The organism is Deefgea piscis (assembly GCF_013284055.1).
Classification (GTDB): domain Bacteria; phylum Pseudomonadota; class Gammaproteobacteria; order Burkholderiales; family Chitinibacteraceae; genus Deefgea; species Deefgea piscis.
In genome coordinates, this window is record NZ_CP054143.1 from 43,005 (window position 1) to 66,046 (window position 23,042).

Genomic DNA, 23,042 nt, shown 5'->3' on the forward strand with positions numbered 1-23,042 from the left:
GAATTAAAAGTCGTTAAACCCCAGCCCCATGCGCTTGCTGATCAGCGTGGTAGCTAGATCGCACCATTGCGCCCACTGCCGCATGCTTGAAACCTAACTCATACGCGTGTTTTTCAAATACTTTGAATTGATCAGGATGCACGTAGCGCAGAACTGGTAAATGCCCATTCGATGGTTGCAAGTACTGACCGATGGTAATCATATCAATATCATGCGCGCGCATATCGGCCATCACTTGGAACACTTCTTCATCCGTTTCGCCCAAGCCGACCATAATGCCCGACTTGGTGCTAACTGCTGGATACAGACGCTTAAATTCTTTGAGTAAATCTAATGAATGCTGATAATCCGAGCCTGGGCGCGCTTGCTTATACAGGCGCGGTGCGGTTTCTAAATTATGATTCATCACATCAGGCAAAGCGTCTTTGAATGTTTCCAGCGCCAATTCAACCCGGCCACGAAAATCGGGGACCAGTACTTCAATTTGCGTTTCTGGGCTCAATTGACGGGTGGTTTGAATGCATTCAGCAAAATGCGCGGCACCACCGTCGCGTAAATCATCCCGATCGACCGAGGTAATGACCACATATTTAAGCTTTAAGGCGGCAATGGTTTCGCCCAAATGGCGCGGCTCATTCTCATCGAGCGGATTCGGACGACCATGGCCGACATCACAGAACGGACAACGCCGAGTACAGATATCGCCCATGATCATAAAGGTGGCCGTCCCCTTACCAAAACACTCGCCAATATTCGGGCAAGTTGCTTCTTCACAAACGGTATGCAGTTTTTGCTCACGCAAAATCTGTTTGATTTCATAAAAACGGCTGTTATGGCTGGCCGCTTGCACGCGAATCCATTCGGGCTTTTTGATTTTTGTTTCAAGCTGAACGATTTTAATCGGAATACGGGCCGTTTTTGCTTCACCCTTTAACTTAACACCGACTTCTTTACTGGCCGGCTTGCTGGTGGGCGCGCTGGCCCCTTCTTTGATTTGATCTGTCATATCGTCCGAATTACCGTACTTTTTATGTGGGTAATTGCTTGATTTGTTGAAGAATTTTGTCGGCCATTTTACCGAACAAATCTGCGGGTGTCTTGTTAATCCCCATATCGAGCATGCGCGTGACTTGCAAGCCTTGATAACCGCAAGGGTTGATTTGCTGAAATGGCGCCAAATCCATGCTGACATTCAATGCCAAGCCATGATAACAACAGCCATTTTTAATCCGTAAGCCCAAGCTGGCAATTTTAGCTTCAAAATCAAAGCCTTCGCGGTGCAGCATCACATACACGCCCGGTGCATCCACTTTGCCATAGGCGGTAATGCCTTCATCGGCTAACACCGCAATCACGCTGTTTTCTAATAAGCGCACCAAGTCTCGCACGCCCAACTTATGCCGGCGTAAATCGAGCAATAAATACGCAATCAGCTGCCCAGGCCCATGATAAGTCACCTGCCCACCCCGATCGATCTGAACAATCGGAATCGCGCTTTGACTCAAAATATGCTCCGGTTTACCTGCCAAACCTTGAGTAAAGACCGGGGGATGCTCAAGTAGCCACAACTCATCGGGTGTTGTGGCATCCCGTTGACTGGTAAATGCTTGCATCGCCTCAAAGGTGGGCAAATAATCGACTTGCCCCAATTGTTTTACAATCAAATCTGGCACTTATAGCACCATACGAACCATATGATGCGCGCGTAAAGCGGCATCAAGTGCGTGCACTTGCTCGACATTTTCAAAGGTAATCATCAACGTTAGAGCATGGTAATTACCGCTGGTGGACGCGCGATGCTCAATTTTGTCTTCTACAAAATCAGCGATCAACCCTTGCGTTACTTCGACAATTTCTTTCACAAATTCAGCATGGCTAATGCTTTTATGACTAACCACTTTCACAGGGATCAAGACGGGAAAAGTCACTAAATCTTCAAGCTTCTGACTAGGTATATCCGTAAAACCAACCATTATTCTTACTCCTGTCCACGGTGCATCACCGTCATTTTAAAATTTTGATACAAACCATACATAATTTTATATATGGGGCCAACTTGGCCATTTCCTACTGCTTGTCCATCTAAGTTCACAATCGCGAGGACTTCTTTCGATGAAGACGTCAACCAAAGCTCATCGGCATCGCGCAGCATCTGCTCCGTTACTGGCGCAAGTGTAACTGGTAAATCATGCTGCTGAGCCAGCTCTAAAATCACGTCATAGGTTATGCCTGTGAGCATCAAATTTGACGGCGCTGGCGTATAAATTACGCCGTCTTTGACGATAAAAATATTGCTCGCGGCCCCTTCAGTTAAATCGCCATCGCGCAATAAAATTGCCTCGGCAACCCCCGCATCCACCGCTTCTTGCTTAGCAAGCACATTGGCCAATAAAGAAATGGCCTTGATATTACAACGCTGCCAGCGAACATCATTGCAAGTGATGGCACTCACGCCACACTCAACGGCCAGCGCTGGTGGCGGCTCAAGCTCATCAGCAAACATCAATACTGTAGGCATCGCTTCTAAAGGAAAAGCATGCTGGCGCGGATAAGCGGACCCACGCGAGACTTGCAAATAAATGGATTGATCGACAAACGTTTGCGCGTGGATCAGGGCTTGAATATGCTCGCGCCACGCTGATATCGAATACGGATTTTCAATTCGAACTTGAGCTAAATTATTAGCCAGCCGCACCAAATGCTCATCTAAGCGAAAAGCAACTCGCTGATAAACCGGAATCATTTCATAAACGCCATCACCAAACAAAAAACCACGATCCATCACCGAGATTTTTAATTCAGCTAACGGCGCAAACTGACCATTTAAAAACGCAATTTTATGAGGTATTTGCATGGCAGATCCTATCAAATAAAGCACCGTTACGACACTGCGTCGCAATGTGGCGCAATTGACTCGCTAGGGCTTGGAGAGTTTTGTATTCTCAGTCTATACTCAGCGGTATTTTCAAACAAACGTTTCATAAGGTGGATCCATGAGCGACTTAGCTGCCCGTTTCAAAACCGCACAAGATGAAGTAGTAAATCTCAATGATGCACCCGACGTTCAAACCAAGCTACGCCTGTACGCGCTGTATAAACAAGGTAGCGAAGGCGATGTGAGCGGCGATCGTCCATCTGCGATTCAATTTGTTGCGCAAGCCAAATATGATGCATGGGCCAAATTAATTGGCACCAGCACTGACAGCGCAATGGAGACGTATATTGCGCTCGTTGAAGATTTAAAAGCCAAAGACGAATAAACCCCTAGGGGGTATTTACTAGGGTCTGTAGACGTTTGGTTTGCCAAGCGCACTGATGCAATTTTGGCCTGAGGTAAGGCACGCAGCGTCATCATGCTACGCCAGTGCCTTGTAACGCTACTTCAGGCCAACAGCAAGCAAACCCTAGAGGGTTAAGCCCTTTTTTTGTATTTGCATTAATTCAAATTGCGCGGCAGTGATGGGTTGGCTAAATAAATAGCCTTGTATTGAATCCGTTCCTGCCGAGCGCAAAAATGCCAATTGCGCCTCAGTTTCTACCCCTTCTGCCAAAACCGACATGCCCAGCGTCTTGCCCAAGCCAATAATGGCCATAACAATCGCCGCATCATTGGGATCTGTGCCAATATCACTGACAAAGCTTTGATCGACTTTTAACTTATCAAATGCAAAGCGCTTTAAATACGCCAAGCTGGAATAGCCGGTACCAAAATCATCCAATGAAAGCTTAACACCAAGCCGTTTAATCCCCTGCAACGTGAGCATCACCTGCTCCACCTCTTGCATCATGACCGATTCAGTCACTTCAATTTCGAGGTATCTCGCTTCAAGACCCGATTGATCTAGCGCCGATTGAATCAGTTGCAATAAATTAGCCTGATGCAACTGCATCGGCGACATATTGATGGCGATGGTAATCGGCGGTAGTCCGGCACGTTGCCATTCTGCCGCACGGCGACAGGCCTCGAGCATCACCCAATTACCGATGGGCAGAATCATTCGCGACTCTTCAGCAATGGGGATGAATTTCACTGGAGAAACCAGGCCTTTTTCTGGATGATGCCAACGAATTAACGCCTCAGCACCAATCACCATACCGGTTTCAAGACTCACCTGCGGCTGAAAAAACAACTCAAATTCATTATTTTCTAAGGCATGGCGCATGCTGGTTTCTAAAATCAAACGCTCCGAAGCCCGCGCATTCATATCGGCAGTAAAATATTGATAATTATTACGGCCATTGGCTTTAGCTTGATACATCGCCACATCGGCATTTTTGATCAAGACATCTGGATCATGCCCATCATCGGGAAAAACGCTAATGCCAATCGACGTCGACGTTGCAAAATTACCCGCGTCTAAAGTAAATGATTGCTGAAACGATGACAAAATCCGGTCTGCTACATCGCCGGCAATCAAGGGGTTGGGCAGGTCGGCCAAGACCAAAACAAATTCATCGCCACCTAGGCGAGATAAGATATCTTGCTTACCGACAATCTGCCGTAAACGCGTTGCTAGCTGTGATAAAACCATATCACCAGCAGAATGACCCAAAGAATCATTAATGGTTTTAAAGCGATCCAAATCTAAAAATAACACCGCGAGTTTTCGATTGTATTTTTCCGCACTGGCTAGGGCCAAACGCAACTCATCGCGTAATAAATTACGATTTGCCAAACCGGTAACGCTATCAAAATTGGCCAATTCAGTAATTCGATTTTGCGCTTCTTTACGCTCAGTAATATCGGTCATGGTGCCAATTAAACGACTGGGCTTACCTCTTGCATCAAAATCAACAAATTTGCCTCGAGTTTGAAACCAACGAAACTCACCACGCTTAATTTTACGACGAAAGTCGACCGCAAATTGCGCCGAATGCCCAGCATAGTAATCTCGATAAGCGGCAACGGCCTGCTCTTTATCAATGGGATGCAACTGCTCTTTCCATTTATCAAAAGTCTCGACTAACTCTCCCGGTTCATAGCCCAATAAACGATCATATTCCGGACTGGTAATCGCCGTTCGGCGGCCGTCTAATGGCATATCAAACAAACCCGTACTCGAAGCCTCTAAAGCCAAACGCAATTGCTGTTCGGACTTCACAATGACCTCTTCTTGCATTCGCCGTTCCGAAATATCTCGCACAACGGCGCAATTATATTCTTGGCCTTTAAATAAAATATAACTGGAATGCACTTCACACGGAAATGTTTCTCCAGTACGGGTTTTCAAGCAAATTTCATCAAATAGATGTCGATCTTGCCGCAATAAATTCCAAAATTTAGGCCAGCTATCGGGTTTAAAATTTGGATTAATATCGCGAAAACGCATCGCCAATAAATCTTGTTCGGAATAGCCAAAACGATGACATGTTGTGGCATTCACATAACGAATATGCCCCGCAGGATCAAGCCAAATGGCCATGTCTGCGCCATTTTCAATTGCCACTTTGGTTAAATATAAATCGGCTTCAGTTCTTTCTAATCGGGTTAATTGCCGCAACACATAAATTAATAAAGCCGATCCGGCAAGCAGTAACGTTAATGCAATACCCAGTGTGATATACGTTTCGCGCCACCAAGTCGCCAGCACAGCATCTCGATCGATACCAATTGAAACCCCCATTGGCCAGCCAACAACCCGATGCCAGCCATAAATTCTGGCCGCTTGATCCAAAGCAGCAGGCTCATAAAAAATACCATTTTCGGTACCGCTAGAAATACGCTCAAAGAAATCTTGATGCGAAATATCTCGACCAACTTCGCTAGCTAAATAGGGATAACGCGCCAATGAAATACCGTCATCACGAAATAAGCGAATTACGATATTTTTACTATTGGCCATCGAATTATAAAATTTTTGAAAATAATCCGGATTTAAACCCGCAATGATCACCCCAGAAAAACTCGCCTTTTTATCCACGACGGCGGTAACAAATGGAATAATATTTTGTTGCGTAATCGGGTCGCGCTGTTGCTCGGCAATATAGTATTGCGTAGCGGGATGCGAGCGAGCCACTCGAAAAAACTGCGCATTGAATACATTGACGTTTGCAATCGGGTACTTGGCATTTGAGGCAGCGACTTCGCCAGAATCTAAAGCAAAAGCCATGCTGCTGAGCTGAGGATAACGAATGACAGCGCGTTGTAAATAGGCATGTAAACACGCTGTATCTTTGGCGGCGACACAGGATTGAAATACTTCATCTTGTTCAATCGTCGACAAGGCAAACATCGTCGACTCCATCGTGCGGCCGACATGCTCTTCAAACGCACGCGTTAGCAGCAACATTTCTTGCTCAGCCTTGGCCAGTGCTGCCTGATAGCTACGCCAGATTGAAATGCCCTGTATCGCCAAGGTGGCAACAAAAACACAGACAAACACAGCAACTAGAACATGACGAATTCGCCCTAAAGAATCTCTTGATTCTTCTTGCTCCGGATTAGAAAGGGTATTGGCCACGCAGTCTTTCTCGATGAAATAAATAAAGTGAAACCTCAATGCAGCAAGATTGTGCTTTATTCTGAATATAAAAACACCTATTACCCATCAGTCATGGTTTTTTAGCCATGAATTGCGACGCAATTGTTTCTTGCAAATAAAAAATTCTACAAAAAAACGCAGGATTATTGCAATAAAATCAATGCAGATTTCATTTTCTACATTGGATTGGCGATTGATAGGCAAAAAAAAACAAGGAAGGGATCACCCTTCCTTGTTTTAATCAATACGATTAACGTGTAATTGGCTTATAGCGAATGCGTTTTGGTTTTGCACCCTCTTCACCTAAACGTTTTTTCTTATCCGCTTCATATTCTTGATAGTTGCCGTCAAAGAAATTCCATTGTGAATTGCCTTCCGCAGCCAAGATATGCGTTGCAATCCGATCAAGGAACCAACGATCATGCGAAATAACAAACACAGTACCGGCAAACTCCAGCAAGGCATCTTCTAAGGCACGTAGTGTTTCGACGTCCAAGTCATTCGATGGCTCATCGAGCAGCAATACATTGCCGCCTTTGAGTAGCGTTTTGGCCAAATGCAAACGACCGCGCTCACCACCTGATAGATTGCCAACTAATTTAGCTTGATCGCCGCCTTTAAAGTTAAAGCGACCTAAGTAAGCGCGGCTACTCATTTCAAATTTGCCGACGCTGATCACATCATTGCCATTGGCAACGTCTTGGAAAACCGTTTTATCGTTTTCTAAGCCTTCACGACTTTGTTCAACAAACGCCATTTGCACGGTTTGACCGATTTCAACTTCACCGCTATCGGGCGCTTCCTTGCCAGCAATCATCTTAAATAAGGTGGACTTACCGGCACCGTTAGGCCCGATAATGCCGACAATCGCGCCAGCGGGTACGTTAAAGCTTAAATCATCAATCAATAAACGCTCACCAAAGGCTTTGCTGACGCCTTTAAATTCGATGACTTTATCGCCCAAACGCTCAGCAACTGGGATAAAGATTTCTTGCGTTTCATTGCGCTTTTGATGCTCAAAGCTAGAGAGCTCTTCAAAGCGCGCAATACGTGCTTTTGATTTCGCTTGACGCCCTTTTGGATTTTGACGCACCCATTCCAATTCTTTGTTTAAGGCTTTTTGACGTGCCGACTCTTGTGATTCTTCTAACTTGAGGCGCTCTTCTTTCTTTTGCAACCAAGTCGAATAATTGCCTTCCCAAGGAATACCATGCCCACGGTCTAGCTCCAAAATCCACTCAGCGGCGTTATCCAAGAAATAACGATCATGCGTTACGGCAACGACGGTACCTGGGAAGCGCACCAAAAATTGCTCGAGCCATTCAACCGATTCAGCATCCAAGTGATTGGTTGGCTCATCGAGCAGCAACATATCTGGCTTAGACAGCAGCAATTTACACAAAGCAACGCGGCGCTTTTCACCACCAGACAACTGGCCAACGATTGCATCCCATTCTGGCAAGCGCAGCGCATCGGCAGCGATTTCAAGTTGCAACTCTAAATTATCGCCGGCACCAGCCGAAATAATTGCTTCTAAACGACCTTGTTCTTCGGCTAAGGCATCAAAATCAGCGCCTTCTTCAGCGTAAGCAACGTAGACCGCTTCCAATTTGGCTTGCGCTTCAAAGACTTCACCGAGACCACTTTCAACTTCTTGGCGCACGGTATTTTCAGCATTCAATTCAGGTTCTTGTGCTAAGTAGCCAATTTTGATGTTTGGTAAATGCTGAACTTCACCTTCAAATTCTTTTTCAACCCCAGCCATAATCTTTAGAACAGTCGATTTACCCGAACCATTCAGACCCAGCAAACCAATTTTTGCGCCGGGAAAAAAAGACAATGAAATATCTTTAATAATTTGACGTTTTGGCGGAACAATCTTGCTCACTCGGAGCATAGACATCACATATTGAGCCATGAGTAACCTATAAAAAGTCGGAAATATAATAGGGCTAGAGTTTACCAGTCCCAGTACATGCCGCGCTATCTTTCATATCGGTCTTAGCCAAGGCTTATTTTGAATCAGCAGCGCTGTATTGCTCGGTGGCCTTTACTTTTAATTACTCAGCAAGCAATACCCGAGCCATTAAATGAATTGCGCCCCCAAACCATGGCTTGAGTGCCTGTGAGCGCATTGGCCAGCTTGATCGATCGTGGGGTAGCGATATAGTCAACTTCTTGTGCCGGGTTCGCGAGGCGATGCGTCATTTGCGCAATATGAGTAATCGTGCCTTGCCCATCACTGACGATATACAGCCCGATAAAACGCCGCGCCATCGGACGTAATGCGGCGGGCAATTGGGCAATATGCCTTGCTGATAAGAGTTGCGCCGAGCCACGCCAAGCCGGTTGCACCCAAACTTCAAGCAGTGCTAACGGGATACGTAAAGCTTGTTGTTGCAAAAAGGCATGGTCGGACAAGCGAAAGCGGATTGACATGACGGCGACTCCATATAGAACGTACGTTCACAATACAAGAGCCGCGCCATCGGCGCAAGCCAAAAAAGAACGTTTGTTCTACAAAACAACAGCGTCACCAAGGATGAATCGTAGGTAAATTACAATTTATTCAGGGTATTTGCTGCCAAGCCTCTGTATAAAAGCTTAAGCAGCGTATACCCGAAGTAGATTGAATTATTGCTCTAATAAGGCTTTTTTGAGTTTGTCTGGGATATTTGACAGCACCAGCGTATCACTGTGTTTGTCGTAAATGACTGCGCCCGAGCGTAAGCTGGCACGATCAAACTCCAGCTTCCATTCTGGCGCTGCGGCTTTAAAGCGCATCAGTGGTTTAATCGCTCGGCGATCCGGAACAAAACCATCAACGAGCCCAAGGTCGTCATGCTGTAGTGCATCCTGTAATGCCTGTGGCGCATCCGGGTAAATTTGACTGGCGACCTCGGCTAAATTCACTTCGCCCTGCTCATTGCCCATTTCATCGAGTAAATTGTGCGCCCGCTGAAACACTTCGTCACGATCTTGTGCGCTGAGGGCCTGCTGCTCGACAAATTGTTCCAGCCCTTTAACTAGTTTTTGGGTTTCTTTAAGCGGCGTCACCATATCGTTACAGCCTAAGAACAATTTGAAATACGCTGCCACATCACCGCGCCCGCGCAAAAAGCTCACATAACGCTCGCCACCGGCTTGCCATACGCCCAAATCAATTCGCCCTGCAACGCGCAAATGATCCATATCCAAGTGAATGCTGTCTTCAAGGTGCATATCAGCATTGACGGCGGTGCCAATCACTTCGCCGACCAAGGCGAAAAAGAGAAAGTCCATCGCGCTATTGCTCACGTGGGCCATCAATACATAAGCGCCGCTGGCCTCTGGTTCTTGCTCGGCACGCACTTGCAACTGCGCGATCGCCTGCTGAGAAAACCCAAGAAAATCCGAGCTATCCACGTAGCGCCGTACCAAGGCCGGCATTGGATATTCGTGCTCGTCCTCTTCAAACTTGCCAAAGCCTTTGCCATTGCGACTGCCGTAAAGTTGGCATAGATGGTCGACCAAACGCTGCGCCGCACTATTGATCGGCATTTCAGTCGAGCTCAATGCCACTCGCGCCGGGCCATTGGGCTCTTTATGTAATTGATGAATGATTAAATGCTGGATGGTATTGGGTGAGGTCGACATGCAAGAATCCTTAAATCAGATTCCCCATTATCCCACCGAATGCAGTGACTAGATATCGCGAGCTGTCGTTTCATGCTCAAAGGTCGTACTGCTTTGCAACTGAATCAGCACTTGGCAGCAATCATCAATATGGGCATTACCCAGCATACGCATCGCACCATAGCTAATTCCAGCCGCAATGGCTGAGCCTAAAAACGGCACAAATTTGGCGGCTTGTTTACTAACCAATCGCACCCCAACACGCTTGAGCGCCAACAGCAACAGTTCTTTAGAGAGATATTTACCAATTAAACTCGAGCTTAACGAGCTGACAATAACGAAAACACGCTGTTTCATTAATGGATTGAGTTGCTCAATTTGCGCGGGGGTTAAACCAAACTTTTGATTAATCTGATCGATCATCCGCGACATAATGGCAACGTCGGCACCGACATCCAGTCCAGGGATCGGCACAATGGCAATCGCGCCCGATACCATCGATTGCTTGGCCACCATGTTGCGGCATTCAACGCGAAGCTGTTCGATTTCAGACAAAGTCATCGTTTGCATTGTGGGCCTTTTTTTCAAAATTCACTGACTGATAGACTCAACAAACCATCAAGAGTTCCAACAATGCCGCGCTCCCCATAGGGTTTTAGCCGGTGTTGGTCTCTAGGCTATATCAATATTGGTAGCGAACTAAATACCCTTTAGCAGTTGCCATTTACCATTGAGCAAGCCTTCAATCGGTCGATACTGAGTTTTGTATTCCATTTTGCGGCAATCTTTAATCCAATACCCCAAATACACGTATTGCAAACCCAGCTGCTTGGCCAAACCAAGCTGCCATAACACATTAAAAACCCCCAAACTACGCGCAGGTAAATCGGGATCAAAAAAGGTATACACCGACGAAAGCCCATCATCGAGTTGATCAATCAAACTGACCATCACGACCACGCCATTTTCGGTAAATTCAGCCAAAAAACTGGCGACCTGGCTTTTTAAAATAAACCCCCGGTATTGCTCATGCCCGTCTTGATCCATACCACCGCCGCTATGCCGCGATTGCTGATAGCGTTGATATAACAAGAAATGCTCTTCACGAAACTCAAGCTTCATAATCCGCACCTTGAGCGATTCATTACGCTTTAATGCACGGCGCTGACTACGGCTGGCGACAAAATCCAGCACCGGCAAACGCACTGCCACACAGGCCTGACAATGATCACACCAGGGCCGATACACAAACGAACCACTACGGCGAAAGCCTTGCTGAACTAATTGGCTATAAGCCCCAGTGGAGATCAATTCAGAAGGCACCGCAACTTGTGAACGGGCAGCCTGATCTTCTAGGTAACTACAAGGATAGGGAGCGGTGGCATAAAACTGCAATTGAACTGTATGCTTACGAAATGTATCGTTCATGCGACACCTATAGACAAGCTAATTGGTATGGGAATATGACCACGGCCCAAGGAGATCAGGCTGGACAAGCTGAACTTCTAGCTTAGCAATAAATTCATCACGAGCAATCTCTCTCGCCCCAAATCGCGCCAAATGTTCAGTATGCATTTGACAATCAATCATGACAAAACCCGCAGCAGCGAGCCATTGCACCGCATGCACAAAGGCGATTTTTGATGCATCAGAACGACGCGCAAACATCGATTCGCCATAGAACATTTTGCCAATGGCCACACCATATAAACCGCCCACTAGCTCGTCATCCATCCAGCATTCAAAGCTATGTGCAATCCCTTGTTGATGCAATGCGTGATAGGCCGCCAACATCTCGTCACTAATCCACGTTGCAGCAACGCCAGCTCGCGGCGCTGCACAACCTTGCATTACCGCAGTAAACGCGGTATCAAAAGTCACACGATACGGACGATGACGCAATACTTTGCGTAACGATTTCGGAATAATCAGCTCAGCGCTAAACAAGACCATGCGTGGATCTGGGCTCCACCACAAAATCGGCTCATTGGGCATAAACCACGGAAATATACCCTGCCGATACGCCATTAAAATGCGCTCTGACGACAAGTCGCCCCCCGCCGCCAATAAACCACTGGGTTCTTTGAGCGCCATACTTAACGGCGGAAAAGGCGAATGATGATCTAACCACGGGATCATAGTAAGGTGATCACAAAAAACTATTTCTTGGCTTTAATTTGGCAGGGATTACAAATCCCATAGATATACATTTCGTGATCTTGAATTTCAAACCCATGCTTAGCCGCAATCGCGTCTTGACGCGCTTCGATTTCAGGATCAAAAAACTCTTCAACCGCGCCACATTTCACACAAACTAAATGATCGTGATGTTCTTCTTGTTTTAATTCAAAAACCGCTTTGCCAGTCTCAAAATGATGACGCTCCAAAATCCCAGCTTGCTCAAACTGAGTAAGGACGCGATATACCGTTGCCAAGCCAACATCAATTTCTTCAACCAATAACATCCGATAAACATCTTCGGCAGTCAGATGGCGTGCGCCACTGGTTTCAAACAGATTCAAGATCTTTAATCTTGGCCCTGTTGCCTTCAAACCCATGCCTTTTAATTCAGACGCTTTACTCATTGTTCTACCCTTCTTTGTTCCCCAACCGTGCGGGAGTTACACAATCCGGTTATGATATAGCGTTTCCCGGTGACGCGCACCGGCATCCACGAGCGAATCAAACCAAGATGAAGGCCAGACTATTAACCGCATTAGTGACCGGCAGCTTATTATTAAGTGGCTGCAGCGTGGTCAATTTTATCACTCCATATAAATTAGATATTCCGCAGGGCAATGAAATCACTGCCAAGCAAGTTGCGTTGCTGCGCGTGGGAATGACCCGTTCGCAAGTTCGTTTTGCTCTTGGCACCCCCTTGCTGACCGATCCATTCCATAAAGATCGCTGGGATTATATTTATCGGGATACCCGCGGCGGAAAGGTTAAAGAAGCCAAAAACTTTGTGGTTTTCTTTAATGAAAACAGCTTAGTACGCTGGGATGGCGATTATTTACCGGATCCAACAGCAACACCAGCAGAGAAGACTCGGCCATTACCACCTGCCAACGATAATTTATTAATGGCAGTCGACCCGAGCAATCCTGACTCAAAAATCATCGAAGTGAAACCGCTATTGAATGAAGGGTTTTAAACCATGACGATTAAAATCGCCATTGCTGGTAGTAGCGGCCGTATGGGCCGCATGCTTATTGAAGCAGTACAAGCTGCAGATGACGTCGAACTGAGCGTCGCCCTTGATCGCCTCGGTAGCGATGCAATTGGTCAAGATGCTTGTGCCCACACAGGAAAAAATTGCGGTGTTTTGATTACCGATCAATTATCGGCATTGCAAAACGCGGATATTTTGATTGATTTTACCCGACCAGAAGGCACACTTGAGCACCTGATTGTTTGCCAACAATACGGCGTAAAAATGATTATTGGCACCACCGGTTTCGATGAAGCTGGTCGCGCCATGCTCGAAGCAGCCAGCCAAAAAATCGCCATCGTCTCTGCTTACAATATGAGCATTGGCGTCAATCTAGTGTTTAAATTACTTGAGATTGCTGCTGGTGCACTTAGCCATGGTTATGATGCAGAAATTGTCGAAATGCATCACAAACATAAAGTTGACGCGCCTTCAGGCACTGCTATTGCCATGGGACAAGCGATTGCCAAAGCATGGGATCAGACATTAAGCGAGATTGCGGTGTGGTCTAGAGAAGGCATTACTGGTCCTCGCGAAGATGGCAAAATTGGCTTTGCAACGTTACGTGGTGGCGATGTGATTGGTGATCATACGGTGGTCTTTGCAGGAGAAGGTGAGCGGATTGAGATCACTCACAAAGCCAGCAATCGCACGATTTATGCCCAAGGCAGCCTACGCGCTGCTCGATTTTTACAGCATAAAGAAACGGGTCATTACGATATGCAAGAAGTATTAGGCTTAAAATAACACCAGCAATTATTCACATTTATTTTGATGAGTACAAAAAAAAAACGAGGCACAAAGCCTCGTTTTTCTAATGCAAAAACATTTTTCAATAAATACAAGCAAAACTAAATACAACCAAAACCTGATCAAAAAACAAACTTCAGTTTATAAAAAGTGCTGAATCATTAAAATGAAAACACAAGTATAAAATCAACCTGCACATTTAAACTAAAAAGTATGAATCATTTGAAACAAAGTAAAGGTTTATAGATGGGGTGCCCGATCGACACCCCGTTAATTAACGCAACTCATTATATTCATACTACAAAATACGGCACTACGGCAATGATCATAACAATGACCAGAAATGGCATGAACTAGCCAGCTAGGTTGAGTAAACTAAACACATCGGAATCAATCAAATATGACCTCCTTTGCTACAGTTCAACTACAAAAAACCAGTGCGACTCAAAGATCATCGAAATGTAACTACATTCCCGTTGAAAGCGTTAGCTCGATTGCTCTCAATTTGCAATACAAAACTAAATAAAGCCACTATGGGCAGAGATCAAAAGATTGATCTTAATTAGCATAAAATGCTAGGCACCAAACACATGACACTGGAATCAATTTAATATTGCCCCCTATCTACTGTTTAGCCAAAATCAGCAATAAGATCATCGTTAAAGACTGCTCTTTTGTTGCTGTAGTATTACTCTAATCCTAAATATTCATTCCTGCAACATATCCTGATGACCAGGCCCATTGAAAATTGTAACCGCCCAACCATCCAGTCACATCAACGACCTCGCCAATGAAATACAAACCCGGAATTTCCCGCGCCATCATCGACTTAGACAACAACTGATCGGTATCTACACCACCGCGTGTCACCTCGGCTTTTTTATACCCCAAACTCCCCGATGGTTTAATTTGCCATTGATGCAGCTCAGCCTCTAATCGCTGCAGCTCTTTACTAGTGTATTGCTTTAGCGGCCTTATTTCACCATATTTAGCCAACCATACCGCTACAAATCGTTTTGGTAATACATCAGCTAAAACGGTCGACAACAAGGCATCTCGATTCGCTGCTCTTAAAAAATCAGCCAAATCTAAATCAGGAATTAAATCAATTTCGAGGGTTTTACCTGCTTGCCAAAAACTCGATATTTGCAAAATAGCTGGGCCTGAAAGACCCTTATGCGTCAATAAAATCGCCTCGCGAAATGATGTATTTTCACAACTGACTACGACATTCTCTAAGGCAACACCGGCAAGCTCAGTCCACAAATCCTCGGATTGAAAAGTCAAAGGCACTAATGCTGCCGCCAAGGGTTGTAAATTGAGTCCAAATTGTTTTGCCACTTCATAGCCAAAGGCCGTCGCGCCAATTTGTGGGATGGATAAGCCGCCCGTCGCAATTACTAAGGCGTCGCTAAGCCAGACTTCGGTCGCTGTTGTGACTTGAAACTGCCCCTCCACTTGTGCCACCGCAATGACTTCTGTGCCCATACGCCAAATCACATCGCCCAAATTCACTTCCGCTTTGAGCATCTCAATAATGCCTTGTGAGTTTTGATCACAAAACAATTGCCCTAAGGTTTTTTCATGGTAAGTTAAGCCGTGCTTATCCAATAAAGCCATAAAATCAAACTGCGTAAATTGCTTCAGCGCCGACTTTACAAAATGCGGATTATTCGAGAGATAACATTCTGGTCGGACATTGAGATTGGTAAAGTTGCAACGTCCACCGCCAGAAATTCTAATTTTTTCGGCCAATTTTTCACTGTGATCCATCAAGACCACCTTACGACCACGCTGGCCAGCGGTGGCCGCGCACATCAGACCTGCAGCGCCTGCGCCGATCACAATGACATCCGTTTTATTCATCAAAACCGTCCTTATATTTAGTCTCAATTGTACCGCTTTCATCCCCCCCTCACCGCTAAAGCTGAACCCCAATGGCATTATTACTGACGCACTCATTCACTTTGCGGCGTAAAATTACAGCACACTGATAAATCCCTAGGATTGAACCCATGCAAAAAATGATTGTTTCTGACTTGGATGGTACTTTGCTTGACCACGAACACAAAGTCGATGCGTTCACTGCAGCTACATTCCAAGCACTTGCTCAGCAAGGGGTGCTCCTTGCAATTGCCACAGGGCGTCATTTTTTAGATGTACAAGGTATTCGAGAAACGCTCGGCGTGAAGGCGCACTTAATTACCTCCAATGGTGCACGCGTTCATGACCCTGAAAACAATGAAATTTTTGCAGAAAACCTAGATCCAGAGCTCGCACGTGCTTTAATGCAGCCCGAGTTTTCTCATGGCTCATTACTCAATGCCTATGTGGATGCCGGCTGGTTAGTGGAACGGGAATGCCCTGAATTAGTGGGGGTGTATTACAAGGACTCGGGATTTGGCTACCAAGTGACCGATTTGAAACACCACAACGGCGAAGATATCGCCAAAATTTTATACATTGGCGATCACGCCACGCTCACCGCCATTGAAAGCAAAATTATCGATCGATTTGGCGACCAAATTTATATTACTTTTTCTGCCGATGATTGCTTAGAAGTGATGGCGCCGACCGTATCCAAAGGCCACGCTTTGACTGAAGTCTTAGCTCGTCTCTCGATTGATGCCGAACACTGCTACGCCTTTGGTGATGGTCAAAATGACATTCAGCTACTTGCGGTGGCTGGTCATCCTTTTGTAATGGGCAATGCCAGCCCCAAACTCAAAGCGGCCCACCCCAATGCGCCAGTCATTGGAAGTAATGATGAACATGGCGTAGCGCAGCAATTAAGACAGATTTTTAAGCTTTAAATTAACGCAAAAAATAGCCCCACATATTCAAATGGCTTTGAGCAACTCAACGACTGACCGCTAGGCAGAGCGTTGAGTCACTCAAAGCCATTTTTATTCTTTTAACGACGTCACCAAAGCTTGAAACGAATTTTTTTCTTGATCAAAATCGTATAAAGCACCGCGTAAAATATCAAAATACCACCCAATTAAACTCAACGATCCTTCTTGAACTCGGCGAGCAATAAACGGAAAGCTCATCAAATTATCCAAAGAAACGATAATGGCGGCCATCTCACACGCACGAATTTGTCGATCGGGTGATTTATGCGCCAATTCACGTTTGACTTGATCTCGCGCGGCCTCAGCGATCCTCACCCAACGACCAATAAAATTAGCCTCGGTTTTGGGCTCACTCGCTTCCATCAACGCTTGAATACCACCACAACCAGAATGGCCAAGCACGATAATTTTACTGACTTCTAAATGCTCAACGGCGTATTCAATCGCCGATGAAACCCCGTGAAAAGCACCATCAATTTCATACGGCGGCACTAAATTGGCCACATTGCGAACAATAAATAAATCCCCAGGATTGCAATCGGTTAACAATGCAGGGTCAACGCGTGAATCAGAACAGCCAATCAATAATGTTTTTGGATTTTGGCCTGATTGCAACTCGGCAAATAAATCCCGGTGCTCACCAAAATATTTATGTTGGAAGCGGCGAAATCCGCCAATAAACTTTTCAATCTCTTCCACTTGAAATCCCCTATTGCTATTTTGATTTTCGCGCAATTCTACTGGTTTTCCGCAGGGTGTGCGTATTCAAGCGTATTCGATTGTGAAGTAACAAAAAGTCATCGTATATTAACTCGTGTTTACAGCGCCCCAATGCAGCATGCCACTTAAGTTCAAAATATTTGAACAAAACACACAAGTATTTACGCTATTCGTAAAGATCGTGAACGCTTATGATGCCTACACAATTCAGAAATACTGAATAAGGAACAATCAAAATGAAACATTCAGCGCCCAAAAATTATGATCATCTGCAAATCAGCCTGCATTGGCTGATGGCACTACTGATCATTGCGGGATTTATTTTGGCATGGGTTTTTGACGATATGCCCTTATCGCCAGATAAATTTAAAATGATCAACTGGCACAAATGGACGGGTATCACCGTACTCGGCCTATTTTTCGTGCGCTTTGGCTACAAACTCCTCAGGGGTACCCCTGTCGTCGATCCCGAGTTACCGGCAATTCAGCGCAAACTCGCCCTAGGCGTCCACCATTTACTGTATTTTCTGATGTTTTTATTGCCTGTGGTCGGCTGGTTAATGAGCTCCGCTAAAGGTTTTTCCGTTGTCTACTTTGGCGTATTCAAACTACCCGATTTAATCGCAAAAAATGAACAAATCGGCAATTGGCTCGTCTCAGCCCATGAGTTAATCGCTTACACATTATTAGCGCTGATCGTACTGCACGTCGCTGGGGCGATTAAACATCAGCTCATTGATAAAGACGGTACCTTGGCGCGGATGCTGCCTTTCTTAAATCACAAATAAATCATTCAACACTGGAGAGCATGATGTTCCGTTCCTTGATTGCCGCAAGCTTATTACTGATTGGCAGCCATGCCATCGCTGCACAAAGTTTAAATACGGCTAAAAGTCAGCTGAACTTTACTTTTAAGCAAATGAACACCCCAGTTGACGGTAATTTTAAAAACTTCACCGCCAAAATTAATTTTAATCCTGCCAAACCAGAAACCGCCAAAGCGGAAATCATCGTCGATTTAGCCAGTATTGATGTCGGCGGACCTGACGGTAATGGCGAAGCCAAGAAAAAAGCTTGGTTTGATATTGCGAGTAATCCCAAAGCGACATTTACTGCGACCAGTGTGAAAGCACTGGGTGGCGGCCAATTTGAAACTAAAGGCAAACTCATGATCAAAGGGGTTAGCCACGATGTCGCCGGCAAAATGACCGCTAAAACCGTTGGCAATGACTTATTACTTGAAGGCAGCATTCCGGTGCTGCGCCTGCAATACAAAATTGGTGACGGCGTTTGGGCCGACACCGGCACCGTGGCCGACGAAGTCATTGTGAAATACAAACTGCTGCTCACAGGCAAAGCAGATTAATCCATAGCGCCGTTAGAAACAGTATGCTCGCAGCGACTTCATCGCAGATCTTAGCGAGCATACAATTTTGTACCTCTCTATCGACTTACCCACTGGAGTTTTAACCATGCATCAATTCATTCGCTCGGCTCTTTTTGTCTCTCTGGCTGCAACTGCCTTTGCCGCACCAGAGGTCTATACCATCGATCCATCCCATACCCTACCTACATTTGAAGTGAAGCATCTAGGTTACTCAACCCAACGCGGCTCATTTGATAAAACCAGTGGCAGCATCACGCTGGATCTGGCGGCCAAAAAAGGGGCCACCGAGATCACCATCGACACCTCTAGCCTACGCTCAGGCTGGGAAAAACGTGATGCGCATTTAAAAGGCGAAGATTTCTTTAATACCGCAAAATTTCCAACCATGACGTTTAAAAGCAACGATTTTAAATTTGCTGGTGATCAGTTAGTCAGTGTGGTCGGTCAATTGACTTTATTAGGCGTGAGCAAACCCGTTACATTAAAAGTGACTGACTTCAAATGCAGCCCACACCCGATGAGCAAAAAACCAACCTGCGGCGCGGATGCAATCGCAACCATTAAACGCAGTGAATTTGGCATGAGCGCCTATGTCCCTGCAGTCAGCGACGAAGTGACTTTACGCATTCAAGTAGAAGCAAGCCAATAAGCATCAAACCGCCAGCAATGGCGGTTTTCTCCCCAATGAACGCTTCATTTGCATAAGCTAAGCGATCGAGCTTGGCTTATGCACTTCAGGCGCAAAATCAATACGTCAATCACGCCGCAAAAGCAGTAAAACGATAAAACCGTCTTATCAATCATCTGTATTTAAATGCGCTGAATTTGCGATTAAATTATTTATAAATACAAGAATGTAGTACAAATCAGTTACACTACAAGCCATCACTTCATCAATATATTAAATCGGATTTAATTTCGATTTTTAAAGAAATAAATCGTCATGATGGCTGAGAATATTTTATCTATTGATCTGCAATTGTTAGCACTCAAACAACAAACCCCAGTCACCTCCAAAGCGTTGCTGCAACAAGCGCAATTGATTCAAACTTGCGCCCAAGCTATTGAATATCAGCACGGCATTGCTGAAGCGATTTTATTGCAAGCTCAATTTCATTGGGCTGATATGGATTTTGCTGCGGCCAAACAGGCCATACGCCAAGCTTTGCACTATGCCAAAAAAAATCAAGCCGACGATTTATTAGCTGAAGGGTATCACCTTTCAGCCCTGATTCACGTTGCAGAATCAAGCTATACCCATGCTTTAAGCGCATGGTACAAATGCCTTAAATTACTCCGCACTTTACGCATTGAATCATTACAAATTGAAGTACTCATCGGCTTAGGCAATTTATGGGCGCTCGATTTGCAATACGAAAAATCGCAAGCGGCACTCAATGAAGCATTAACTCGCGCCAATCAAATTAACGATGCGCAATTGGCCGCCAAAGCGGCGATTTGTTTAAGTCGAGAACATTTAAAACAAGGCTTGTTTGAAGATGCATTAATTAGTCTGTCACAAGCCGATCGCCATGTGAGTAAATATACCAATCCCACATGGTATGCCGAAATCTATAATTACCGCGCTCGGGTGTGGTTATCACTTAAACTGACCGATCAAGCGCATGCTGAGTGCCTTCAGGCATGGCAACAAATTGCCGAACACGACAATCTCGCTTGGGCCCAATGCCTCACGCAAGTGAGTTTGGCGCAAGTCGCATTGGCTCAAAATATGGATCCAAGCCCATCACTCAATCACGCCAGCGCACTGGCGGAGCATTTTAATTTGTATGCGTTTTTAAGCCAAATTGCTTTAATCCGTTCGCAATATGCCGAAAAACAAGAGCACTGGGATGATGCTTTAAATCACTTTAAAACACATCGACAATTAGAATTAGGCGCGCTCGCCCAACAACAACAATACGGCCTACATAATTTTAATTCATTGCCATTAATGCAATTGGCACAAAAAATAGAAAAAGAGCAGCAATTACTTAAAAATACAATTGAAGTCAAAAAAAGTGACGACTTCAATAAAGTAGTTATTCGTCATTTTTGGCTGGCCCAGTTACAACAACTCATCAGCGACGAAACTGCCGTCGGCTTAATTTTTGTTCGTTTTAGCTTGGCCCAAAATAGCCACAACCATCAGCAACGGCTTTTTTTACTCTCGGCCCTTTGTAGCGAGCACACTGTGCTTTGCCATTACGCCGATGGGGTCTACGCCCTACTCACGCCAGCAATCAGCAACGCTGACTTATTGCAAACACAACATCATCTTGATCGAATTTTGCAATTACTACCGTGGGAAACAACCCCGGCACGCACAGCGGCGATGCGCGCTCAAGCGCCTCATACGCTCAAGGATATCCTGACTCAAATCGAGGCCAAGCTTTTTTCGGATGCTGCCCTATGAACCACGCCACCTTATTTAGCCGCCAGCTGCAACAAATCAGCCACAATTTAGAGCAACATGCGCCACTACCGGCTTTGGCCTTGATTCATGAAATGAATAGCGCCAATCCTCGCGTCAATCCTAAGCAAAAAATTGCACTGTTACTACTCAAAGCTCAAGCAGAAACTGAATTAGGCCAAAGCCATGCCTTAAGCAATACGCTCAATGAAGCCTTGGGTTTATCACAAGGCGCCGACTTGGCTTTAGAGCGCTTACAAATTATGAATCAGCTTGCTGATCAAATGTACACGATGGGCAACTATCGGCAATCGATTCAATTATGGCTCAGTTGCATTGAACTCGGGCTGGAGCTTGGCGACACCACCACCGCAATCTCCGCCTTTATTTCTATTGGCGGTATTTTTAATGCCGCCGATGAGCATGAGCGCGCCTACAAGCTGCATCTACAAGCCCTGCAATATTGTCGCAATATTGCCACCCCTTATATTTACTGCACAATTAGACTGTATCTAGCTGCAGATGCCATGTGGCTTAAGCGCCCTGCAGATACCCTCAGATTGCTTGATGAAGCCGACCCGATTATCCAGCAACATCAATTTCATCATGAGCTCGCCGAATCTTATCTTTGGCGCGCACAAGCACTATTGCAACTCAATCAAAACGACGAGGCCATTCGCTACCTAAATCAAGCGTTAGCCTACGCCGAAAAAACACACCACTTCTGGGCCCAAATCAAATGCGGACATCAACTGGGTTTGGTCTACACCCAACAACAGCGTTATGCCGACGCGGAACAATCTCTACTTGAAGCGCAGGCCATCGCCAAAGACAGTGAATTTATGCAATTACTGCGGGATTGTTTATTGGCACTTTCAACACTCTATGAACAAATGGGACAAGCCAAACAGGCCTTATTGGCTTTGCAAGCAGCACACGATTTAGAACATGGTCTCGCCAAACGCGCGCCGATTTTAGAATTAGAACCGCGCATTCTCAAGCAATTGGCCTTGCTAGAAACCCGCTTTAGTCTGGAAATTAGCCGCCAAGAAAACCGCCAACTCATCGAAGTCCAAGCCCAGCAAAGCCAAAAGCTCGATCAATTACGCACCGAAGTCGAGCAAGACCCACTCACCAAACTCGCCAATCGTCGTTGGCTCGACACCCATTTGCCACAGCAATTACGCAGCATTAGCGAGCAAGAACCATTGTCGATTTTATTATTGGACTTAGACCACTTTAAAAAAATCAACGACGACTTCTCGCATTTAATCGGTGATGAAGTCTTACGGGAATTGGGTTTTATTTTGCAACGAGCTTGCCGTGATGTCGACACCCCGGTGCGCTATGGCGGTGAGGAATTTTTATTGTCGTTGCGCGGCTTAAATTTATTTTCGGCGGCCAAAGTTGCTGAACGTATTCGCCACCAAGTAGAAAAACATCGATGGCCAGCCAGCTTAGGTCATCGCGCCGTGACCATCAGCATTGGCGTAGCGCAAGCGCATCAAGGTGACAGCCTGAGTAGCTTAATTGAGCGTGCCGACCAAGCGCTGTATTGTGCCAAAAGTTTAGGCCGTAATCGGGTTGAGCTTTAATCACCAAGGGTGCA

General features: G+C 45.6%; 23 protein-coding genes. 9 read left to right on the top strand and 14 right to left on the bottom strand.

Annotation, left to right across the window (positions count from 1 at the left end; all coding sequences use genetic code 11):
• Nucleotides 1–13: 13 nt before the first annotated feature.
• The 4 genes from lipA to HQN60_RS00305 are packed head-to-tail and all read right to left on the bottom strand — an operon-like array spanning nt 14 to nt 2,854.
• On the bottom strand, nt 14–1,006 hold the full coding sequence (gene lipA, locus HQN60_RS00290) for a lipoyl synthase (RefSeq protein WP_173531813.1): 993 nt from the start codon (nt 1,004–1,006) through the stop codon (nt 14–16).
• Nucleotides 1,007–1,028: 22 nt separating this feature from the next.
• Nucleotides 1,029–1,664, bottom strand: a complete 636-nt coding sequence (gene lipB / locus HQN60_RS00295) for a lipoyl(octanoyl) transferase LipB (protein ID WP_173534541.1) — start codon at nt 1,662–1,664, stop codon at nt 1,029–1,031.
• A gap of 9 nt (nt 1,665–1,673) precedes the next feature.
• On the bottom strand, nt 1,674–1,973 hold the full coding sequence (locus HQN60_RS00300) for a YbeD family protein (RefSeq protein ID WP_173531814.1): 300 nt from the start codon (nt 1,971–1,973) through the stop codon (nt 1,674–1,676).
• A gap of 5 nt (nt 1,974–1,978) precedes the next feature.
• Complete coding sequence (locus tag HQN60_RS00305) at nt 1,979–2,854, bottom strand: D-amino acid aminotransferase (RefSeq protein WP_173531815.1); 876 nt, start codon at nt 2,852–2,854, stop codon at nt 1,979–1,981.
• Between the two features lie 139 nt (nt 2,855–2,993).
• Here HQN60_RS00305 and HQN60_RS00310 point away from each other — a divergent pair, with 139 nt between their 5' ends.
• Nucleotides 2,994–3,260 carry an acyl-CoA-binding protein gene (locus HQN60_RS00310; RefSeq protein WP_173531816.1) on the top strand — a complete coding sequence of 89 codons (267 nt, stop codon included), beginning with the start codon at nt 2,994–2,996 and terminating at the stop codon, nt 3,258–3,260.
• Nucleotides 3,261–3,404: 144 nt separating this feature from the next.
• Here the strand turns inward: HQN60_RS00310 and HQN60_RS00315 are convergent, their stop codons facing one another.
• From HQN60_RS00315 to fur, 8 genes are all read right to left on the bottom strand, one after another.
• Nucleotides 3,405–6,461, bottom strand: coding sequence for a bifunctional diguanylate cyclase/phosphodiesterase (locus HQN60_RS00315; RefSeq protein ID WP_173531817.1), 3,057 nt, complete (start codon nt 6,459–6,461; stop codon nt 3,405–3,407).
• A gap of 271 nt (nt 6,462–6,732) precedes the next feature.
• Entirely contained in the window at nt 6,733–8,400 is a 1,668-nt protein-coding gene (ettA, locus tag HQN60_RS00320; protein WP_173531818.1) for an energy-dependent translational throttle protein EttA, read from the bottom strand.
• Between the two features lie 146 nt (nt 8,401–8,546).
• A complete protein-coding gene (locus HQN60_RS00325) occupies nt 8,547–8,921 on the bottom strand; it encodes a hypothetical protein (RefSeq protein ID WP_173531819.1) in 375 nt (124 codons plus the stop codon).
• A 195-nt stretch (nt 8,922–9,116) separates the two neighbouring features.
• Nucleotides 9,117–10,118, bottom strand: coding sequence for a nucleoid-associated protein (locus HQN60_RS00330; RefSeq protein ID WP_173531820.1), 1,002 nt, complete (start codon nt 10,116–10,118; stop codon nt 9,117–9,119).
• A gap of 48 nt (nt 10,119–10,166) precedes the next feature.
• Nucleotides 10,167–10,667: a DUF697 domain-containing protein gene (locus HQN60_RS00335; protein WP_173531821.1), complete on the bottom strand. Its 501-nt coding sequence runs from the start codon at nt 10,665–10,667 to the stop codon at nt 10,167–10,169.
• Between the two features lie 129 nt (nt 10,668–10,796).
• Nucleotides 10,797–11,525 (bottom strand): arginyltransferase, encoded by a 729-nt coding sequence (locus tag HQN60_RS00340; RefSeq protein WP_173531822.1) that lies wholly within the window; start codon nt 11,523–11,525, stop codon nt 10,797–10,799.
• Between the two features lie 18 nt (nt 11,526–11,543).
• A complete protein-coding gene (gene aat / locus HQN60_RS00345) occupies nt 11,544–12,191 on the bottom strand; it encodes a leucyl/phenylalanyl-tRNA--protein transferase (RefSeq protein WP_254456648.1) in 648 nt (215 codons plus the stop codon).
• A 65-nt stretch (nt 12,192–12,256) separates the two neighbouring features.
• Nucleotides 12,257–12,682, bottom strand: coding sequence for a ferric iron uptake transcriptional regulator (fur, locus tag HQN60_RS00350; RefSeq protein ID WP_173531824.1), 426 nt, complete (start codon nt 12,680–12,682; stop codon nt 12,257–12,259).
• A 107-nt stretch (nt 12,683–12,789) separates the two neighbouring features.
• On the opposite strand from fur, the gene HQN60_RS00355 reads away from it, so the two are divergent.
• Both HQN60_RS00355 and dapB read left to right on the top strand, forming a co-directional pair.
• Nucleotides 12,790–13,251: an outer membrane protein assembly factor BamE gene (locus HQN60_RS00355; RefSeq protein WP_173531825.1), complete on the top strand. Its 462-nt coding sequence runs from the start codon at nt 12,790–12,792 to the stop codon at nt 13,249–13,251.
• A 3-nt stretch (nt 13,252–13,254) separates the two neighbouring features.
• A complete protein-coding gene (gene dapB, locus HQN60_RS00360; protein WP_173531826.1) occupies nt 13,255–14,055 on the top strand; it encodes a 4-hydroxy-tetrahydrodipicolinate reductase in 801 nt (266 codons plus the stop codon).
• A 702-nt stretch (nt 14,056–14,757) separates the two neighbouring features.
• On the opposite strand, the gene HQN60_RS00365 is transcribed toward dapB, so the two are convergent.
• Nucleotides 14,758–15,924, bottom strand: coding sequence for a BaiN/RdsA family NAD(P)/FAD-dependent oxidoreductase (locus tag HQN60_RS00365; RefSeq protein ID WP_173531827.1), 1,167 nt, complete (start codon nt 15,922–15,924; stop codon nt 14,758–14,760).
• A 149-nt stretch (nt 15,925–16,073) separates the two neighbouring features.
• Here HQN60_RS00365 and HQN60_RS00370 point away from each other — a divergent pair, with 149 nt between their 5' ends.
• Nucleotides 16,074–16,871 (top strand): Cof-type HAD-IIB family hydrolase, encoded by a 798-nt coding sequence (locus tag HQN60_RS00370; RefSeq protein WP_173531828.1) that lies wholly within the window; start codon nt 16,074–16,076, stop codon nt 16,869–16,871.
• A 93-nt stretch (nt 16,872–16,964) separates the two neighbouring features.
• Here the strand turns inward: HQN60_RS00370 and HQN60_RS00375 are convergent, their stop codons facing one another.
• A complete protein-coding gene (locus HQN60_RS00375) occupies nt 16,965–17,612 on the bottom strand; it encodes a carbonic anhydrase (RefSeq protein WP_173531829.1) in 648 nt (215 codons plus the stop codon).
• Between the two features lie 257 nt (nt 17,613–17,869).
• Here HQN60_RS00375 and HQN60_RS00380 point away from each other — a divergent pair, with 257 nt between their 5' ends.
• The 5 genes from HQN60_RS00380 to HQN60_RS00400 all read left to right on the top strand — a co-directional run bounded on the left by HQN60_RS00380 (nt 17,870) and on the right by HQN60_RS00400 (nt 23,028).
• Entirely contained in the window at nt 17,870–18,421 is a 552-nt protein-coding gene (locus HQN60_RS00380) for a cytochrome b (protein WP_173531830.1), read from the top strand.
• Between the two features lie 20 nt (nt 18,422–18,441).
• Nucleotides 18,442–18,999, top strand: coding sequence for a YceI family protein (locus HQN60_RS00385; protein WP_173531831.1), 558 nt, complete (start codon nt 18,442–18,444; stop codon nt 18,997–18,999).
• Between the two features lie 106 nt (nt 19,000–19,105).
• The gene (locus HQN60_RS00390; RefSeq protein WP_173531832.1) at nt 19,106–19,669 is read left to right on the top strand and encodes a YceI family protein; all 564 of its coding nucleotides are present in this window, start codon (nt 19,106–19,108) and stop codon (nt 19,667–19,669) included.
• Between the two features lie 294 nt (nt 19,670–19,963).
• A complete protein-coding gene (locus HQN60_RS00395) occupies nt 19,964–21,436 on the top strand; it encodes a hypothetical protein (protein ID WP_173531833.1) in 1,473 nt (490 codons plus the stop codon).
• Nucleotides 21,433–23,028: a GGDEF domain-containing protein gene (locus HQN60_RS00400; protein WP_173531834.1), complete on the top strand. Its 1,596-nt coding sequence runs from the start codon at nt 21,433–21,435 to the stop codon at nt 23,026–23,028. The genes HQN60_RS00395 and HQN60_RS00400 overlap by 4 nt, the downstream gene beginning before the upstream one ends.
• The last annotated feature ends 14 nt before the right edge of the window (nt 23,029–23,042 follow it).

Bases quoted from the DNA above. Each gene is read 5' to 3' on its own strand.
- HQN60_RS00305 (WP_173531815.1), bottom strand. From the start codon at position 2,854: ATGCAAATACCTCATAAAATTGCGTTTTTAAATGGTCAGTTTGCGCCG.
- HQN60_RS00335 (WP_173531821.1), bottom strand. From the start codon at position 10,667: ATGCAAACGATGACTTTGTCTGAAATCGAACAGCTTCGCGTTGAATGC.
- ettA (WP_173531818.1), bottom strand. From the start codon at position 8,400: ATGGCTCAATATGTGATGTCTATGCTCCGAGTGAGCAAGATTGTTCCG.
- HQN60_RS00400 (WP_173531834.1), top strand. From the start codon at position 21,433: ATGAACCACGCCACCTTATTTAGCCGCCAGCTGCAACAAATCAGCCAC.
- lipA (WP_173531813.1), bottom strand. From the start codon at position 1,006: ATGACAGATCAAATCAAAGAAGGGGCCAGCGCGCCCACCAGCAAGCCG.
- HQN60_RS00340 (WP_173531822.1), bottom strand. From the start codon at position 11,525: ATGAACGATACATTTCGTAAGCATACAGTTCAATTGCAGTTTTATGCC.
- HQN60_RS00395 (WP_173531833.1), top strand. From the start codon at position 19,964: ATGATGGCTGAGAATATTTTATCTATTGATCTGCAATTGTTAGCACTC.
- aat (WP_254456648.1), bottom strand. From the start codon at position 12,191: ATGGCGCTCAAAGAACCCAGTGGTTTATTGGCGGCGGGGGGCGACTTG.
- HQN60_RS00385 (WP_173531831.1), top strand. From the start codon at position 18,442: ATGATGTTCCGTTCCTTGATTGCCGCAAGCTTATTACTGATTGGCAGC.
- HQN60_RS00380 (WP_173531830.1), top strand. From the start codon at position 17,870: ATGAAACATTCAGCGCCCAAAAATTATGATCATCTGCAAATCAGCCTG.
- HQN60_RS00325 (WP_173531819.1), bottom strand. From the start codon at position 8,921: ATGTCAATCCGCTTTCGCTTGTCCGACCATGCCTTTTTGCAACAACAA.
- HQN60_RS00300 (WP_173531814.1), bottom strand. From the start codon at position 1,973: ATGGTTGGTTTTACGGATATACCTAGTCAGAAGCTTGAAGATTTAGTG.
- HQN60_RS00390 (WP_173531832.1), top strand. From the start codon at position 19,106: ATGCATCAATTCATTCGCTCGGCTCTTTTTGTCTCTCTGGCTGCAACT.
- HQN60_RS00365 (WP_173531827.1), bottom strand. From the start codon at position 15,924: ATGAATAAAACGGATGTCATTGTGATCGGCGCAGGCGCTGCAGGTCTG.
- HQN60_RS00310 (WP_173531816.1), top strand. From the start codon at position 2,994: ATGAGCGACTTAGCTGCCCGTTTCAAAACCGCACAAGATGAAGTAGTA.
- HQN60_RS00330 (WP_173531820.1), bottom strand. From the start codon at position 10,118: ATGTCGACCTCACCCAATACCATCCAGCATTTAATCATTCATCAATTA.
- HQN60_RS00370 (WP_173531828.1), top strand. From the start codon at position 16,074: ATGCAAAAAATGATTGTTTCTGACTTGGATGGTACTTTGCTTGACCAC.
- dapB (WP_173531826.1), top strand. From the start codon at position 13,255: ATGACGATTAAAATCGCCATTGCTGGTAGTAGCGGCCGTATGGGCCGC.
- fur (WP_173531824.1), bottom strand. From the start codon at position 12,682: ATGAGTAAAGCGTCTGAATTAAAAGGCATGGGTTTGAAGGCAACAGGG.
- HQN60_RS00355 (WP_173531825.1), top strand. From the start codon at position 12,790: ATGAAGGCCAGACTATTAACCGCATTAGTGACCGGCAGCTTATTATTA.